Below are 16,167 nucleotides of genomic sequence, written 5' to 3'. Positions count from 1 at the left end.
CAGGAGGGCGGGCCAATATGACCCTATGAGGTATTTTTGTGATCCTTATTGTTCTGCGCATTGCGGGTATTGCCGCATTGGAAATCGATAAGCGGAAGAATGGGGACGTCGCTTTTACCGAGGAGACACAATTACCGACAGAAAAATGTGCGGTGAATGGCGCAATTTTCGTCACGCTGAGAATTTTATTTCGGTATCGACCCTGGATGCATTCGACAAAATGGGATTGGCGGGCTTATTGACACCCCGTTTGACCATCCGTCCGATCTGTAGAAAATGCGGCAGCGCGACACCCCGAGGCACGCGCTGCCATTTTGAGTCGGCTAGCACTAACGGCACGCGCGTTATTCGTCACATGTCGCGAGCGTCGGCTGTTGAAGAACACTACACGTCGTCTCGCCATTCGATCCTTTCGCATCTGCGTTGCCACGCGTCCACGCACGGTACTCGATGGGAGACTTGCCCACGCAACGGCGAAACAGCTTGCCAAGTCGATCGCCGTTGGTCAGTCCGACGCGTCGCGCCACTTTGTCGGCGGGCAGCGAAGTCTCCGCGAGCAACTGGCACGCACGCTCGATCCTGACTCGCTGCAAATACTCGGAAGGCGATGCGCCGATGTGCGTTTGAAAGTTGCGCAACAGCGTGCGTTGGCTCATCGCGCAGGCTTCCGCTGCGTCGTTCACGGTGACGGCGCGATGACAGTTATCCTGCAGCCACCGCGCCGCAGCGCGGATTCGGTCTCCCGACGTATTGGCTGGGTCCATGGATGACGACAGCCATTCGCTCGAATCGACGAACGATGTACGGCGCAGTGCTTCGTGCGCGACCGATTCGCCGAAATCCGCACGGATAACTTCGAAGGCCGCTTTAACAGCACTGCCTAATTGCGCCCTGCGGCGACGCGCCTGTTCGTATCCGTTGACCGCGCCTTTGTCGTAGGTCCCATTCGATGCTTCGAAGCCCGCCGCGAAGAGTTTGACGCGCGCGCCATTGGCCCTCATCCGTTGCAGCCAGCCGCTCAGTGCCGGTGTGTCGCAGGCCGCTCTCGAATGCATCCCACCAGCGACGAACACATGGGCAAATCGCTCGTCGCCCGACTTCGGTAAATCGTCTGTCGAAACGAACAGCGAGCGATCGCATTTGACATGTCCACCGCCTTCGGACAGAAATCGCATCTCGTACCTTTTCGAAGACTCGCCTGTCGCTAGCGAACACGCACATTCAAGCGCCTCGGCGATAGCGCCTATCCCGAGCAGGTCGCACGATTCCGTGAGTACGAAAGCGATGCGTTGCGTGGCTGAAATTGCGCCGATCTGCTGGTGTGTTACCCATTGCAAGTTGTTCCCGACAAACATGGTCTCTCCCGCGTGCTTTTGATTGGCATGCCTGCGCATGCAATGACTTCTAAGACGATTGTTCAAGGCGTTCGCTTAAACGCGAATCGAAAATAGACTGCTGTCTACCGACGCCCGCTCGAAGGTCGCACCCACGAGCGCACCCAGCGCCTGAGCGGCCAAACCGTTCGATTGAGTTCGTGCCTCACCACCAGACTCCGCCACACATGTGCTGCGCTGAACACGGGACGACGCGCCTGACGCTCCAGTAGACGCTTGCATCCGGGCAGATGCAGCAACGAACATCCTTTGAACCAGCGAAGGTCACGGTGCGTATTGCCTGACCAGTGACGTCCGACCACGCGATTCGCACCGAGATCGATGATCTGATGGCCGGCGCCGGAAAGCAGATTGAGCGCGGCGGAAATGAATGCCTCGTCGCCGTTGTGATTCAACTCGTTGATGACGCGCCGGTATCGCTCAAAGCATGCATGCGCGCAAGGCACCAGTTCCTTGATGAATTCACCGGACGCGAGCAGCACTTCGCCGCCGAACCATCGCGGATTGTGAAGGCGCACGCCCGCCACTGTTTCAAGATCGTCGATGACGCGAGCGTCGCCATACGCCGAGAACTCCTGGTCGGAAATGTCAAATGCGCCCACACCTGTCGCTTGACAGCGCTGCAAGAGTTCCTTGTTCACCGTTCGAAGTGCGAGCATGTCGGTGTCGAGCACCATCAGCAATTCGCCTTCGCGTAGCATCGCACCCAACTGCTCGATCATGTCGAGCTTGAAATGCGCGCTGTAGAAGCGCGTATTCCTCGGCAGCGTCAATCCCGACGGCGTCAGTTGCAACACGTTGGGACGTGAATCGCCGTCGACTTTCTCGAGGTAGCGCGTGACCTCATCAGCAACGTTCGTCGCCACGGTCAACCTCGGCAAACCGACAGCTTCGAGACTGCGATTGAGCGTGATGGCCTGCTCGAGATAACAGAACGGATCAGCACTTTTGCAATTCGGACTTCCTGCGCTATCGGTTTCCAGGTACACGAGCGCGCACGGCACGACACTGGCGCCCGAGTGGACATAGCCCGACGCGGGATGGTCTATCTGTCTGATGGTTGGCACGAGGCCGTTGCGCAGGAGCGCTGCGTCGAACATCGTCTCCTCCGGGCTAGCTGTTGTAGTGAGGCATGTTGCCCTCGGCTGATTGAATGGGAAGTGCTGATGACCACCCTATTCGACGGATATTCAATGCGTGGCGCATTGAAATAGCAGCATCCATGCCACCTGAATAAGTGGCACGGAATCGAAGGTGTTGAGACTTACGTAGACAGCGCTTTGAAAATTTGTCTTGTAGTGTGTGCAAATTCGCGGAGGCAAATTTTTTCAGGTCGGCAAGTTTTTCATTGAATGAGAGAGCATTGCAATTGCCCGCAAGTCTTTCTCAATTGTCCGGGTGACTCGCGACAAAGCTCACCAGCGCGTTATAGGGAAGATTCAACGTGACGCCGTCGATCATCACGCCATATGTTGCGTCACCGCTGTCGAGCACGTAGTACATGGCCGACTGAATGTTCTTCGTCTTTCTCGCCTGATAGTAGCTCGCGTAGCGGGAGCTGATGTAATTCGCGCGATACGCCTGGCTCTTCTCCGGGCCGGTGTTCCACTCGGTGAGCAGAAACGGCACGCCATAGCGCGCGTTGCAGTAAATGGGGAGATCGAACCCGGGGCCTGCGCCGTCCGTGCCGATGTCGAAGATGCCGCCGTACACCTCGTAGTTATGCCACGTCGTCAGGTCCCACCGCACGGTTGGATAGCCGCTCGTACCGTCGGGTTGCTTGCCGTCCCATAACGCGTCGGCAGCGCCGATATCGGCCACACAGAAGTTGATGCCGCATTTCGCAGCCGGCTGAGCCGACTTCACGCCGTCGATCATTCCGCGCATCGCGCCACGCATGATGGGCCAGTTCGCGTTGCTGAAGTCGGCCGCCTTGGTGCCGGCGTTGGTCGAGTCGAGAATGATTGCGTTATCGCGTGTCAGTTCGTTTCCGCACTCATACATGACGACACCATACGGAGCGAGCGCCGCCGCGACCGTCGCGCCACATGAGCGCCCGCGATCGTAGGCGGCGGTTTCACTTGCAAACAGCACGCCGTTCAGATCGCGCACGCCGATATTGACGAGCACGAACAGCGTCAATCCCGCTGCCTGAAAAGCCTGTGCGAGCCCGGTGACGGCGTTGAGTTGCGCGGGATCATCCGTGCAGCCGACGCGATACGTCGAGCAGCCCATGTTCATCATGATCTGCACGACCTGAGCGGCCGTATAGCGATAGTCGTAGTGGCCGTTGATGCCGTGGAAAGAACCGCGCGGCGCGGCGGCGGCGAGACGCGGGTCGCTGCACGGCAACCATTGATCGAGGTCGGTGCACACGTAGAACTGCCCGCCCGTCGACCGATACCAGATCTTCCCGCCATACCACAGCAGCAGCGACACGTTGAAGGCCGAGCCAACATAAGCGTTGTTGCGCAGGACCCTGCCATTGGCAACCGTCCACAAGGCGCCCGCTTTGTCGATGATGTACGACGCCGACGGGATGGTCGTGCCGTCGGCAGACGTGCCGCCAAGGCGCGGATCGTTGCAGGCGAGCCAGGTCGTGCCGTTCCATCCATAAAACTGTCCGCCCGTGCCCTGGTGATACATCACGTTGCCGTACCACAGCAGCAGCGTCACGTTATAGGTATTACCCGCCATGACGCCGCTGCGGTAGACCGAGCCGTTCACGAGTGTCCAGAGCGCGCCCTGATTGTCAGTGATGGAAGCAGCGGGCGGAATAGCCGTGCCGTTCGCCGAAGCCGGCGTGCCACTGTTCGATGAGCCCGTATCCATCTGGTTCGACGAGCCTGATGCCGCGCCATTCGAAGCCGCTGACGGTGCGCCATTCACGACGGTTGCCGCAGTCGAACCGGATGCCGCGCTGCTGGTCGTTGTGCCTGCGCCGGATGTAGCGCTCTGGTTGCCACCTGCGCCGCCTCCCCCGCCGCCACAGGCGGTCAGCACATAGCTTCCGCCCATAGCGGTGGCCCAACCAAGAAATTGACGACGCTTTACCATGACCATTCAATCCACTGCCGGGCCACGCCCGAGGAAAACACTTCGATAGGGAATGGCGGCGAGCGGGTTGGCAAAAGGCGTCCAGCCTTTCGCATTCGATTCGCGATCCTTATCACTTCACATTGAGCGCTATTGGATGGCGGTAAATATTCCCGCCTTTAGTCCGTATCGCGCAGCTAGTGAATGGTTGTCGGCAGCAAAGGCCTGTTGGCGCAGGGAATGAATGAAATAACAGGTTTATTTCGCCACTTATCAGTCTCGGGAAAAGATTTGCCTTCAGCGGTCGATGCCATTTTTACCGAATCGGCCGGCTCGCATGCGTTAAATCCCCGATAACGATACGAATGCGCGAGAAACCAATACGCAGCAGAAAAAGAATAAATTCCTTGTTAATTCCCCTTTATTCCTTTTATTCGATGGCCAATTGATACCCGCGGCTTACCCCTGCCCGCCATGGTGCCTTCGTTGCCGACCCATGCCCGCGTCTGTATCGTGAGATCGTGCATTGGCACACGCGTCATCCATCGACCCGCGAGGACCTCATGAGCACTGCGCCAGACACGCCGCCCGCTTCACCCGTCAGCACCGACGTGCTGATCATCGGCGCGGGACCCGTGGGGCTGTTCGCCGCGTTCGAGGCAGGCGTGATCGGCCTGTCGACGCAGATCGTCGACAACATCGAGCGCGTGGGCGGGCAATGCATCGAGCTGTATCCGGACAAGCCGATCTATGACATTCCGGCCGTGCCCGTCTGCACTGCGCGCGAACTGGTCGACCGGCTCGTCGAGCAATGCCGGCCCTTCGCTCCGCCGCTGCATCTCGGACATCGTGTGGAGACGGTCGAGCGGCTCGATAACGGACGCTGGCTTGCCCGCACCGATAAAGGACTGACATTCGAAGCAGCCGCCATCCTGATCGCGGGCGGCAACGGGTCGTTCGTCCCGCAGCGTTTGCTGCTCGAAGAGGCCGTGCCGCTCGAAGGCCGTCACGTTCACTACAGCGTTCCCAAACTCGACGACTTCGCGGGCAAGAAAGTGATCGTGGCGGGCGGCGGCGACTCCGCACTCGACTGGGCATTGGCGCTGCGCACGGTGGCACAGCACGTCACGCTCGTGCATCGTCGCAATGGTTTCAGCGCGACGGACTCCAGCGTCGCCAATATGCGCCGCGCTGTCGAAGCGCGCGAGATGGATTTTGCGGTCGGCACGATCGCGAGCCTGAGCGCACCCAATGGGCAACTCCAATCAGTCGAAATCCGGCAGGCCGAGGGTTCTGCGCATCTCGAAGCCGATCATTTGCTGGTGTTGTTCGGTCTCGTGGCCGATCTCGGTCCTATAGCGAAGTGGGGCATCGAAGTACAAGGCGGACGCATCACGGTCGATACATCGAACTACGAAAGCACGTGTCCCGGTATCTTCGCGGCGGGCGATATCGCGGGCTATCCGAACAAACAGAAGCTGATTCTTTCGGGATTTCACGAAGCTTCGCTCGCCCTTCGAAAGGCGTACAACTACGCGTTTCCCGACAAGAAACGCGTGCACATCCATTCGAGCTATGACGCGAAGCTGGCAGAGCGCGTCGCCGCGTCTCACGCGTAGCAGACCGATCGCCTTGGCCGCGACGGGATGCGCGTCGCGCTTCGTGTATAAAGGAGGCAGCCAGAACCAACGGAGCGCTCCGTGTCCGACACGCCGCCGTCAAGCACCAGCCCAAACACCGAAGACCTGCCTTCACCCACGTGGCGCCGCGCCACGCCGTGGGCCATCGGCGCCGCGGTCGTCCTGCTGCTCATCATCCTGTTCGTCGCGTTTGGCACGTCGCGCAGAAGCCCGGACGAGCGGGCGCTGGGCGAACTGGGATTCATCAAGGCCACCTGCAGCAACAGCGACGGTTCAGCCGCGCCACCCGACTCCGCCTGCCTCGCCTTGCGGGCAAAGCCGACGCTGACGGCATCCGAAGTCGCGGCCGCGATTCCGCACCTGAAGGACTCGGACCGCAAGATCGAACTGAACCTCGCCAATACGCAAATCGAGAACCTCGATCCACTGAAAGAACTGGACACGCTGGATTCGCTCGACCTGACGGGCACGCCCGTGTGGAACCTCGATGCACTCAAGGACATGCATTCGCTCAAGCGGCTCGTCCTGCATCGCACGGATGTAGAGAACATTGCGGCGCTTAAAGGACTGACCGGTCTGCAATCGCTCACGCTCTGGGATACGCGCGTCTCGAATCTCGATGCGCTAAAGAATCTGACCGACCTTCGGCAACTCGACCTGCGTGACACCCAGGTTCGGGATCTCGATCCGCTCGAAGACCTGCCTCATCTGGAAACACTGAAACTCGGCGGCGCGCGAAATGTACGCGACATCGACGCGCTCGGCCAGCTGACCGCCCTCAAATCACTCGACCTCAACGAGACGCAGATCGACAGCATCGCTGCGTTGAAGAAGTTGCGCGACATGCAGGCGCTTTACCTCGCGAACACGCCGCTGCGCGACATCGACGTGATAAAAGGCATGCCGTCGCTGAAAACGCTCGTGCTGGACGGCTCCAAAGTCGACGATATCGATGCGATGCGCGGCCTGCGCCAACTGGATACGCTCGTGCTCGCGCGTACGCAAATCACCAGCATCGAAGCGTTGAAGGAACTGACCGCGCTGCAAAGGCTGAATCTCGCCGACACTCGCATCGAGAACATCGACGCGCTGAAAGACCTGAAGAACCTGCAGATGCTCAACCTTTTCCGCACGAGAGTTCGCAATATCGATGCACTAAAAAGTTTGACGAATTTGCAGGAACTGTATCTGGCGAACACCCCTGTCGAAGATATCGACGTGCTGAAGGGGCTGACGGGATTGCGGGAACTCGTTCTCTACGGCACCAAGGCGCGAAACGTCGATGAACTCAAGGCGGCGCTGCCGAAAACGCGCATCGTGTGGTGAGCATTCGACATTTTCGCAACAGGTGCGCAAGGTCACACAGCAGCAGCCTGGTTTTTGATAGTCTTTATCCGACAGCGCGGGTGACGTTTAAATGCGCTGGCAGAGAAATTCGACCAGGTGTTTGAGTACCGGAGGGTACGCTCATGCTTAACTGGCTTGCAAACCTGATTTCCCACCACGCCCCGACTCCAGAAAAGCAGGCCGAGCGGGCCTTGAGCGAGCTTCGAATGGGCCTCTTCCAGGCCGAGCAACGGGTTCTGGACGCGCAATTGCAAGCCGATTATTACCGATCCCGCATCGCGTTCTGCGAACAGGTTGCAAAAGCGGGCATCGAGCTGGTGTCGGACCGCCGCAAAATCCCGCAGGAAGTCGCTCTCGACAGTTCACGGCCAAGCCTGAAGCTCACAGCCGCGCAATAGCAGCTGGCCCACGCGGTCGCGGCGCTGCGCGCGCCGCCGTCATTCGCATGACGAGCGTCAGACATACGGCGTGCCGTCCTTGTGCAGAAAACGGCCGTCGCTGCTGGGGCTCATCGTGTCGATGTCGGAACAGGTGATGACATCCGCGGCCGAACGCGAACCGATTTCGAGGTGATGGGCGGTCACGTTCGATCGGTTGATCATATGATGGCCATTTCCGGCGTTCTTCCGAAAGGCCGCGCAATCCCCCGCGCGCAATAGCGTCTCGCCGCCGTCTTCGATCAGCGTCAACTCGCCCTCGGCAATGTCGATCTTGGGCATGCAAGACTCCGTCAATCCAGGCGAACAGCGCATTCATACACGATTCCCGATTCGTTGTGGCATTGTTCGCTCTCAGCCCTGCAGGGCGTAAGCCTTCTTTTGCAGAACAGGCGCAGTCATCGTACGATCGCCTACCGCTGCGTACGCACTTCCCACCCGACTCATGAAAGACTCGCCATCACGCTCAGATTCACTCGGGCCGCTGCCTTATGTCGTAGCCGCGACCTTCTTCATGGAATATCTCGATACGACGATCATCGCCACGGCGCTGCCGGAGATGGCGCGCTCGTTCGGCACGAGTCCCAACGCGCTCAGCCTCGGCATGAGCGCCTATATGATCGCGCTCGCGATCTTCATTCCGGCAAGCGGCTGGGTCGCCGACCGCTTCGGCTCTCGCAGCGTGTTCTTCTCGGCCATCGTCACGTTCACGCTCGCTTCGCTGCTGTGCGGCATTTCGCAGAACGTGGTCGAATTTACCGCTGCACGCGTGCTGCAGGGCGTCGGCGGCGCGCTGATGGTGCCCGTGGGGCGGCTGACCGTGGTGCGCAGCATCGACCGCAAGCAGTTAATGCAGGCAATTTCAACGATCACCTGGCCGGGCATCGTCGCGCCCGTGATCGGGCCGCCCGTAGGCGGTTTCATCACCACCTATGCGTCGTGGCGCTGGATCTTCCTGCTCAACCTGCCCGTCTGTCTCGTCGTGCTCGTCGCCGTGCTCAAGTGGGTGCCGAATCTGCGCAGCGACGAACGCCGCCCCTTCGACGCACTTGGACTCGTGCTGAGCGGCGCAGCGTTGACAGCCATTCTGTACGGCGCCGATATGGCCAGCCAGCCGGACACGAATCCTCTCGTCGGACTCGGCATCATCGCCGTCGGGCTCGCAACCGGCACTGTCGCGTTCTATCAGGCGCGCCGCCAGCCACATCCGTTGATCGACGTCACCACGCTGAAGATCCCGACCTTCTCCGTCACGGTCGTCACAGGCACGCTGACGCGCATCGGCATCGGCGCGGTGCCGTACCTGATGCCCTTGCTGTTCCAGATCGGCTTTGGATTGTCGGCGTTCAAATCGGGATTGCTGCTGCTTGTCAGCGCAACCGGCAATCTCGGCATGAAAGCGCTCACGACGCGAATCCTGCGGCGCTACGGCTTCAGGCGCGTTGCGATAGCGGGCAGCGCGGTATGCGGCGTGTTCACCATCGCGTGCGGCGTGCTGACGCCCGCGTCGCCGCTCGCGTGGGTGCTGGTGGTCGTGTTCATCTACGGGCTCGCGCGTTCGCTGCAGTTTTCCACGCTGGCCACGCTCGCCTACGCGGACGTGCCCGCCGAACAGACGAGCGCGGCCAATACGCTGTGGAACGCGGCGGCGCAGATGAGCATCGGTCTCGGGATCGCCTTCGGCGCGCTGGCGCTGCGCGCGGCAGCGGCCGTCAACGGCTCGGGCGGCGGTCAAGGACAGGCGTTCACGCTCGACGACTTCCGCTTCGCGTTCCTGTGCGCGGGCGCGTTGACGATCGCATCGGTGTACGGCTATGTCAGGCTTGCCCGCGATGCGGGGCACAGGCTGAGCGCCGCGTCGCGTTAGAGATATCCCTCAGTTTCAGCACACATCGAGCATAAAGCGGATTTTTATGCTCAAGGTTGAATTGCAAGGGCCGATATCCGGTGCATGAAAGCAAATGAACTCGACGAGCACGTCCCGGACGACCCGATGTGGCGTGTTGCGCAGGCTGTCGAAGGGGGTGTCCGCACCATTCGCAAGGCCCGTGGAAAATTGAACCCGGAAGACTGCACGCCCGGCACACTCGAATACGAAGTCGTCACGATGGAGTTTCTCGACGACTGCATCCGGGCGTTAGGCGGCGACCCGGACGCGGAAGGCGAACAGGACGAGGGCTTCAGCGCCGGAGCAACGGGCTGAGCGTTTGCTGACAGGTGTCGAACCTCAGCGGCGCCTGATGTGCCCCGCGTCGATCTTTGTCCGAGGCAGAAAATTCAATTCCGCGCCATGCATTAATGGTGCCAGTATACTTCGCAGAGGTCGCGCACTGCGCGCAGCCGGGCCCCGGCGAATAATCTGGGATTCCTCTCCCCCCGTCCAGCGACGTTCTACGCGTTGCCGGCTGGCAGACCAAGGAGATGGCGTGAAGAAAAGGTTGGCCTCGCTGACGGCCGAGATCGTCTGGCTCTTGTGCTTTCTGGTGCTGGCGGCATTGGCACCGACATTCTTCGCGAAGATAGTGTTGCTCGCCATTTGCGCGCTACTGGTCTGGCTATACAAACCCAACAAAAAAGGCAGCCAGGACTAGAAGTTCTAGCGCCCTATCCCGTATTGCAGGTCATCTTCCGTCAGACGTCCGGACGGACTTCCAGCGGCGCATCGTCTGCCGCGTTCGCCGCCGTGCCGCCAGACCCGCCTGGCGTCGCTGCTTACGGCACGCGCCCGTCACCGCGCGTCAAACTCCCGTCATTCGAGAGCGTTCTATAGCCCGACGTACGCGTCGGGTTCGGTGTTTGCTCAGAACTCATCGCAGGCAGTGCGCCGACGCTGCACTGTCCCGCCGTCGACATGGCGGTTTATCAGATCGTGCTCAACTGGAGTGACAAATGGAAACGACCAAGACGGAAGGTACCCTTCGCGAAGCAGCGGGCAACGTGAAGGAAACGATCGGCTCGCTCGCAGGCGACGTCGGGATGCAGATCGAGGGTAAAGCGAATGAATTGCAGGGCAAGGCGCAACAACTCTGCGCCGACGCCACCGCTCTCGCGCGCGACGCCATGTCAACGCGCCCGCTTGCCGTGCTGGCCGGCGCGACTGCAATCGGCTTCGTGATTGGCGCGCTGTGGTCGTCGGGGCGCGACACGAGCGACTAGGTCCCGCAGGCAGGCGAGCATAAGACGAGAAGCCGCACAGTCCCCTTCTTTGAGGAAGCCGTGAAATGTCGATCCGATCCAAAGTGGACCAGTGGAGCACCGTAAGCCGGTTCTGCATGGACCGGATGGCAGACTACGGCGAACTCATTTCCATCGAACTGGCGCAGGCGCGAGCCCAGCTCGCTCGCGAAGTGATTGCGCTGGTGGCGCTGGCGGTCGCGGGATTGTTTGCGCTGTCGTTCTTCTGCATCGCCATCATCGCGACGGCATTGTCCACGCCATACTTCGTTCAGGTGGCGTGGGCAATCGCGGCGGCGTGGCTGCTGTTGTGCGTGATTTCCTTCATCGTCGTTCGTGCACAAAGGCCTGTGCGCTCTTTCCGCGTGGTCCAGGATGAAATTCACCACGACCTGCAGGCAGTCAAGGAGGCGTTGAAATGACTTCTCGATTGGCGGCGCTTGCCGCCGCTGAATCCGATGTGCGGGAACGAATGGCCCTATCGCGCGCGCACCTGGTTGCCGCGCAGGAAGCTGCACGCCTGCGTCCCGCCGCCAGCAGACCTTCATTGCCGATGCGCGCGCGAGAGCTGGTGTCCGTCGCGCCGAACGTCACGCTGCTCGCGGCAGTGCTCGTCGGATCGCTGGTGATCGGGCCGCGCAGGATCGTGGGCGTCGTCGTGCGCAATGGGCTCCTTGCATGGATTGCGAAGACGGTGCGGCGGATCGCGGGGAACTGAGCGTCGCGCTTCACCCTCGGGAAGGCGCAACTGTCCGTCCCAGCGCGATGGCAGGACGTGTCAGATTGCGCTTTTGGCCGCCCGCCCGCCAATCTGCACGGACCCGTCCGCGTATCGCGCCATGAGCGTACACGGCTGGCCGAGTGCGTCGCCCTGCAGCAGCGTAATGCTTCGCTCCAGCGACAGGGCCAGCGCACCCGCCGCCACGCCCGTCGCAGCATCTTCGAAACGCGGCTCGAGATGATTGAAGTTCCGCCCCGCGTAGATAGCATCGTGAAGGCGGCAGTACACGTACATGCCCGACACGCCGTGTTTGCGGCTCCATTCAGCAATGCCTGGCAGATCCGGGCGCAAGGCGGCCAGCACGGATGGCTCCGCCACCTCCACCAGCAGCTTTGCGCTTCCCACCGATGCGAGTCGAGGTGTACCAATCACGTGTGCCGGTTCGACGCGCAGCAGCCGCGCCGTCTCCGCGACATGAACGGCCACCGCCGGGCAAGGCTGCGCCTTCACGCCGACGAAGATTCCCTCGCCAACGCGCTCGATCTCAAGCGTCTGCCGATGCATGCTCGTGATGAACCGGGTCCGCCCGATGTCGGGATGCCGCTCGAAGAAAACCGCGCTCGCCGCAAGCGTCGCATGCAGGCAAAGGGGGCTGCGGGCATGCGGGTAGTAGTAGTCGAGCTGCATGTCGCCGGCGGCATCGGCTTCCACGAACACCGTAGCGCTTGCGTCTTGCCGCTGCGCAAACTTCAGCCGTTCTGGTCCAGCCAAAGCAGCGTGCTCGACGACGATCGCCGCGTTGCCACTCTCGTCATTGCGGCCGAAGCAAAGCATGCGTTGGATATTCATCGTCGGTCGTGTCGCTGTCGAATTGCACGGAGCGGAAATTATCGCGCATTCCACTTTTCGCACACAGCGGGTTGGGTCGCGACGAACCGTTCGCTGCGGGCCTTTTTCAGCGCGGAGCCTTGAGCGGACACGTGCACGTTTGTGCACGTTTACATTCTTGTTCATGCACGATATCATTCAAACATGAATGACGACATCCCCCTCGCACGGCGCGACGAGATCGCAAACCGGCTCGCCCAAGGCCAGGCCGTCGTCGCGGCCGCGCTCGCTGCCGAATTCAATATTTCCGAAGACGCGATCCGTCGCGACCTGCGCGCGCTCGCAACGGAAGGCCGTTGCCGCCGGGTCTACGGCGGCGCCTTGCCGATCACGCCCGCGTCCGCACCGATGACGGCCCGCATGGACCTGGCGCGGGAGCGCAAGTCGGCACTGGCTCGTTCAGCCGTGCCGCTGATTCAATCAGGCGAGCTTCTGTTCCTCGACAGCGGCAGCACCAACCTCGCCCTCGTCGACGTGTTGCCGGAGGAAAGCGAACTCACCGTGGCGACCAATTCCATCGACATCGCGGCCGCCGTGCTGCGCCGGTCCGATCTGCATCTCATCATGATCGGCGGATCGGTCGATCCGGCCGTGGGCGGATGCGTCGATGCGAACGCGGTGGAGGCCGTCGCCGAATTGAATATCGACCGATGCTTCATCGGCTCATGTGCGATATCGCCGAAGAGCGGGATCAGCGCATTCGGACTCGCCGACGCGACGTTCAAACGCGCGGTTCTCGCGGCCAGCGAGCACAGCGTGGTGCTCGCGCTCACCGACAAGTTCAATGCGCGCGCGCCGCATCGCGTCGCCGCGCTCAAGGCGATCGAATGCGTGATCGTCGAACACGACCTGGCGCGCGCGGAGCGTTCGGCCTTGTCGAAATCCGGCCCATCGGTGGTGAAGGCCGAGCCGCCCGCCAGCCTGTGAGCGCGCGGCCAACTCACTCAGGACACCCGTGACAATGACGTTCGACCAACCCGCAGCCCGACTCGCAACGCGCCTTGCTTTCCTCGTGGCCGGCTTCGGTGTCGCGTGCTGGGCGCCGCTCGTGCCCTTCGCCAAGCAGCGGCTCGGCGTCGATGACGGCGTGCTCGGCCTGTTGCTGCTTTGCCTCGGCCTCGGATCGGTTATCGCGATGGTGATCACCGGCGCGCTCAGCGCGCGATACGGCAGCAAGCCGATCATCGTCGCGGCCGGATTCGGCCTGGCCGTGATCCTCCCGTTTCTGACCATTGTCAGCACGCCGCTCACACTGGGTATCGTCCTGCTCGCGTTCGGCGCGTCGCTCGGTTCGCTCGACGTCGCGATGAATATCCACGCCGTCGACGTCGAACGCATGGAGGGCCGGCCTCTGATGTCGGGGTTTCATGCGCTGTTCAGCATCGGCGGCTTTGCGGGATCGATGCTGATGACCTTTCTTCTTTCGATGCACATCGCCCCGCTCGAAAGCACCCTGCTATGCGCCGTACCGATGCTCGGCGCGATCGCCGTCGCACGGTCGCGCCTGATCCAGACGGCTCACGCGAAAGAAGGTCCGCTGTTCGCCGCGCCGCGCGGCATCGTGCTGGTGCTGGCCGGCCTCACGGCAATCACGTTTCTTGTCGAAGGTGCACTGCTCGACTGGAGCGCGCTGCTGATCACGGGCGCTGGACTGGTGGCTGCCGCGCAAGGCGGAGTCGGCTACATGATCTTCTCGGTTGCGATGACGGCCGGGCGCCTTGGCGGCGACGCGGTGACCGCCCGCGTCGGGGACCGCGCAATGGTGTTCTGGGGTGGATGGGTTGCGATGGGCGGTTTTGTGGTCCTGCTGACGGCCCCGAGCACGGCGATTGCGATGGCGGGCTTCCTGTTGATCGGTCTTGGCGCATCGAACGTGGTGCCGGTGCTGTTTCGTCAGGCGGGCTCGCAACGCACGATGCCATCGGCGCTCGCCGTCGTCGCGATCACGACGACGGGCTATGCGGGCAATCTCGTCGGCCCGGCGGGTGTGGGGTTTGTCGCCAATGGAGTGGGACTGCCGGGGGCGTTCTGGATGCTGGCGGCACTGCTCTGTCTCGTGCCGTGTTGTGCCCGTCTCGTTACGGCGAAACGGTCGCAAGTGGAAGTGTCGTGAACTTCGGTTACGGTGAGGTCCTGAGACGGTCTGCCCAAGTTGTCGTGCGCCGCGCGTTCGGGCGGACTGACGCCCAAACGCGCACAGCCAGTCGCTTGTGAAGCTCGCCCGTGGATTACCGGCTCAGGGCGGTCTGGGCCCGTTGCAGCCACTCGCTGTTATGTTCGCGGGCGTGGCGCGGCCAATGCCTCGCATCGTGCACGATCTCGGCGTAAAGTTCGCGCGCACGCTGGCGGTCTGCCTCGTCGGGCTGCGCCGCCAGCCAATCGGCGTACAGGCAACGCGGAGCGGCGTCGCTTGCGCTCGCGAGCGCAATCTCGAACGCGGCGCGGGCCCCCGGCGCGCCGATCGCGGCCAGAGTCCGCGCGTACAGCAATGCCGGCTCCGGCTGCCGGCGCGCGAGAGGATCGGCGGCGAAGAGTTTTTCCAGCGCATCCTGCGCGGCGGCAACATTGCCGTTGGCAAACTGCGCGCGCGCCAGCCCCAGGAGTAGAGCCGGATCGGATGAGAACGGCCCGCTGGCCGCTGTCTGGTAATGCTCCAGCGCTTCGGCGGCATTGCCTGCGTCGAGCAGCGCTGCAGCCAGCCGCATGCGATGCGCAACGGTCGGCGCGCGATCGAAATCCGTGCGCGCCTCGCGCACTGCCCGGTTGGGATCGACGAACTGCGAAATGGCCCTCGTTGCCGCCCTTGCCCCACGCGACTGGCGCAGGGAGGGCAAGTAAACGACAAAGAAGTAGACCACGCTGCCCAAGCCAGGGAACAGAAACAGGATCAGCAGCCAGTACATGTTCTGCTGGGTGCGCACGGCATGCACCGCAAAGAACAAGGCGATGATGACGTAAAGGCTGATTCCGAAGATGCGCATTTGACGGGAAGCTCGGTTGTGAGGCGTTGCCGACGGTACGCCAGCAAAATGGCCGAGCGTTATTGTGACAGAAGCGCGCTGCCATGCCGGATTGCCCGGCGGCCTCCTTCCCGCGCCACACCTCGACGCGCGCGGCCACGCCCACATGGCATGGCGTCGCACAGGCCGCTCGCTTGCACCGCTATAATGGAGGGCTGGAGAGGCGGTGGCCGCGGTGGCGATAAACAGCTGAAACGGCAGATCGCCGGTCGAATTTCCACGGAATTTGCCTGGCGCCCGGGCAGGGTTAGCGCGGCAGCGTCCATGAGGTAGGCGGTTTCGGCGTCCAGGCTTGCCCCTTTCACGTGCCCGAGATGCTCGCACGACCCGGTCGCGTGCCTGATGATGACTTCGGAGCGGAGCAACCTTCCCCACCCGTGCCCGCTTCAGTTTCTCATCGTGCAGTTGCTTGAGTTGTCCGGCGTGATCCGTTTGCAGCCCCGCATACAGCATTTTCCGCCCATGGAAGGTCTGCACCGGGATGCCCACGTAACGAACAACACGGTCGCC

General features: G+C 61.8%; 16 protein-coding genes and 1 pseudogene. 11 read left to right on the top strand and 6 right to left on the bottom strand.

Annotated features, from left to right (window positions below):
- Positions 1-344: 344 nt before the first annotated feature.
- The 3 genes from C2L66_RS18905 to C2L66_RS18895 form a co-directional block, all read right to left on the bottom strand.
- On the bottom strand, positions 345-1,175 hold the full coding sequence (locus C2L66_RS18905) for a helix-turn-helix domain-containing protein (RefSeq protein WP_233445007.1): 831 nt from the start codon (positions 1,173-1,175) through the stop codon (positions 345-347).
- A gap of 284 nt (positions 1,176-1,459) precedes the next feature.
- Positions 1,460-2,494 carry a response regulator receiver protein gene (locus tag C2L66_RS18900; RefSeq protein ID WP_176056867.1) on the bottom strand — a complete coding sequence of 345 codons (1,035 nt, stop codon included), beginning with the start codon at positions 2,492-2,494 and terminating at the stop codon, positions 1,460-1,462.
- A gap of 286 nt (positions 2,495-2,780) precedes the next feature.
- On the bottom strand, positions 2,781-4,451 hold the full coding sequence (locus tag C2L66_RS18895; protein ID WP_176056866.1) for a hypothetical protein: 1,671 nt from the start codon (positions 4,449-4,451) through the stop codon (positions 2,781-2,783).
- Positions 4,452-4,993: 542 nt separating this feature from the next.
- Here C2L66_RS18895 and C2L66_RS18890 point away from each other — a divergent pair.
- From C2L66_RS18890 to C2L66_RS18880, 3 genes are all read left to right on the top strand, one after another.
- The gene (locus tag C2L66_RS18890) at positions 4,994-6,049 is read left to right on the top strand and encodes an NAD(P)/FAD-dependent oxidoreductase (RefSeq protein ID WP_060603816.1); all 1,056 of its coding nucleotides are present in this window, start codon (positions 4,994-4,996) and stop codon (positions 6,047-6,049) included.
- Positions 6,050-6,130: 81 nt separating this feature from the next.
- Positions 6,131-7,396 (top strand): leucine-rich repeat domain-containing protein, encoded by a 1,266-nt coding sequence (locus C2L66_RS18885; RefSeq protein ID WP_060603818.1) that lies wholly within the window; start codon positions 6,131-6,133, stop codon positions 7,394-7,396.
- Positions 7,397-7,539: 143 nt separating this feature from the next.
- On the top strand, positions 7,540-7,815 hold the full coding sequence (locus C2L66_RS18880; RefSeq protein WP_054932722.1) for a hypothetical protein: 276 nt from the start codon (positions 7,540-7,542) through the stop codon (positions 7,813-7,815).
- Between the two features lie 57 nt (positions 7,816-7,872).
- On the opposite strand, the pseudogene C2L66_RS18875 reads toward C2L66_RS18880, so the two are convergent.
- Positions 7,873-8,121: pseudogene (locus C2L66_RS18875) on the bottom strand (cupin domain-containing protein); the annotation flags it as partial.
- 178 nt (positions 8,122-8,299) lie between these two features.
- On the opposite strand from C2L66_RS18875, the gene C2L66_RS18870 reads away from it, so the two are divergent.
- The 6 genes from C2L66_RS18870 (at position 8,300) to C2L66_RS18850 (ending at position 11,746) form a co-directional block, all read left to right on the top strand.
- On the top strand, positions 8,300-9,721 hold the full coding sequence (locus tag C2L66_RS18870) for a DHA2 family efflux MFS transporter permease subunit (RefSeq protein WP_060603822.1): 1,422 nt from the start codon (positions 8,300-8,302) through the stop codon (positions 9,719-9,721).
- An 84-nt stretch (positions 9,722-9,805) separates the two neighbouring features.
- The gene (locus tag C2L66_RS18865) at positions 9,806-10,057 is read left to right on the top strand and encodes a hypothetical protein (RefSeq protein ID WP_060603825.1); all 252 of its coding nucleotides are present in this window, start codon (positions 9,806-9,808) and stop codon (positions 10,055-10,057) included.
- Positions 10,058-10,280: 223 nt separating this feature from the next.
- Complete coding sequence (locus tag C2L66_RS40705) at positions 10,281-10,445, top strand: hypothetical protein (protein ID WP_158512167.1); 165 nt, start codon at positions 10,281-10,283, stop codon at positions 10,443-10,445.
- Positions 10,446-10,743: 298 nt separating this feature from the next.
- Positions 10,744-11,010, top strand: coding sequence for a CsbD family protein (locus C2L66_RS18860; RefSeq protein WP_054932726.1), 267 nt, complete (start codon positions 10,744-10,746; stop codon positions 11,008-11,010).
- A gap of 65 nt (positions 11,011-11,075) precedes the next feature.
- The gene (locus C2L66_RS18855; protein WP_054932727.1) at positions 11,076-11,450 is read left to right on the top strand and encodes a phage holin family protein; all 375 of its coding nucleotides are present in this window, start codon (positions 11,076-11,078) and stop codon (positions 11,448-11,450) included.
- Positions 11,447-11,746 (top strand): hypothetical protein, encoded by a 300-nt coding sequence (locus C2L66_RS18850; RefSeq protein WP_060603828.1) that lies wholly within the window; start codon positions 11,447-11,449, stop codon positions 11,744-11,746. The genes C2L66_RS18855 and C2L66_RS18850 overlap by 4 nt, the downstream gene beginning before the upstream one ends.
- 60 nt (positions 11,747-11,806) lie before the next feature.
- Here C2L66_RS18850 and C2L66_RS18845 read toward each other — a convergent pair whose 3' ends face one another.
- Positions 11,807-12,763, bottom strand: coding sequence for a PhzF family phenazine biosynthesis protein (locus C2L66_RS18845; RefSeq protein WP_233445006.1), 957 nt, complete (start codon positions 12,761-12,763; stop codon positions 11,807-11,809).
- A gap of 18 nt (positions 12,764-12,781) precedes the next feature.
- Here C2L66_RS18845 and C2L66_RS18840 point away from each other — a divergent pair, with 18 nt between their 5' ends.
- Positions 12,782-13,564, top strand: a complete 783-nt coding sequence (locus C2L66_RS18840) for a DeoR/GlpR family DNA-binding transcription regulator (protein WP_054932730.1) — start codon at positions 12,782-12,784, stop codon at positions 13,562-13,564.
- A gap of 34 nt (positions 13,565-13,598) precedes the next feature.
- Positions 13,599-14,750 (top strand): MFS transporter, encoded by a 1,152-nt coding sequence (locus tag C2L66_RS18835; RefSeq protein ID WP_060603833.1) that lies wholly within the window; start codon positions 13,599-13,601, stop codon positions 14,748-14,750.
- 115 nt (positions 14,751-14,865) lie between these two features.
- Here C2L66_RS18835 and C2L66_RS18830 read toward each other — a convergent pair whose 3' ends face one another.
- The gene (locus tag C2L66_RS18830; protein ID WP_060603836.1) at positions 14,866-15,618 is read right to left on the bottom strand and encodes a tetratricopeptide repeat protein; all 753 of its coding nucleotides are present in this window, start codon (positions 15,616-15,618) and stop codon (positions 14,866-14,868) included.
- Between the last annotated feature and the right edge of the window lie 549 nt (positions 15,619-16,167).

Origin of the sequence: Paraburkholderia caribensis, assembly GCF_002902945.1 — a bacterium.
In the GTDB taxonomy this organism is placed as follows: Bacteria; Pseudomonadota; Gammaproteobacteria; order Burkholderiales; family Burkholderiaceae; genus Paraburkholderia; species Paraburkholderia caribensis.
Note: the sequence above shows the minus strand (reverse complement) of the source record. Positions and strands in the feature narration are given on the sequence as shown.

Coding starts and splice junctions, on each gene's coding strand:
- C2L66_RS18845 (WP_233445006.1), bottom strand. CDS start 12,763: ATGAACAAGAATGTAAACGTGCACAAACGTGCACGTGTCCGCTCAAGG.
- C2L66_RS18880 (WP_054932722.1), top strand. CDS start 7,540: ATGCTTAACTGGCTTGCAAACCTGATTTCCCACCACGCCCCGACTCCA.
- C2L66_RS18870 (WP_060603822.1), top strand. CDS start 8,300: ATGAAAGACTCGCCATCACGCTCAGATTCACTCGGGCCGCTGCCTTAT.
- C2L66_RS18900 (WP_176056867.1), bottom strand. CDS start 2,494: ATGTTCGACGCAGCGCTCCTGCGCAACGGCCTCGTGCCAACCATCAGA.
- C2L66_RS18830 (WP_060603836.1), bottom strand. CDS start 15,618: ATGCGCATCTTCGGAATCAGCCTTTACGTCATCATCGCCTTGTTCTTT.
- C2L66_RS18835 (WP_060603833.1), top strand. CDS start 13,599: ATGACGTTCGACCAACCCGCAGCCCGACTCGCAACGCGCCTTGCTTTC.
- C2L66_RS18850 (WP_060603828.1), top strand. CDS start 11,447: ATGACTTCTCGATTGGCGGCGCTTGCCGCCGCTGAATCCGATGTGCGG.
- C2L66_RS18905 (WP_233445007.1), bottom strand. CDS start 1,175: ATGCGATTTCTGTCCGAAGGCGGTGGACATGTCAAATGCGATCGCTCG.
- C2L66_RS18895 (WP_176056866.1), bottom strand. CDS start 4,451: ATGGTAAAGCGTCGTCAATTTCTTGGTTGGGCCACCGCTATGGGCGGA.
- C2L66_RS18840 (WP_054932730.1), top strand. CDS start 12,782: ATGAATGACGACATCCCCCTCGCACGGCGCGACGAGATCGCAAACCGG.
- C2L66_RS18865 (WP_060603825.1), top strand. CDS start 9,806: ATGAAAGCAAATGAACTCGACGAGCACGTCCCGGACGACCCGATGTGG.
- C2L66_RS18855 (WP_054932727.1), top strand. CDS start 11,076: ATGTCGATCCGATCCAAAGTGGACCAGTGGAGCACCGTAAGCCGGTTC.
- C2L66_RS18860 (WP_054932726.1), top strand. CDS start 10,744: ATGGAAACGACCAAGACGGAAGGTACCCTTCGCGAAGCAGCGGGCAAC.
- C2L66_RS18890 (WP_060603816.1), top strand. CDS start 4,994: ATGAGCACTGCGCCAGACACGCCGCCCGCTTCACCCGTCAGCACCGAC.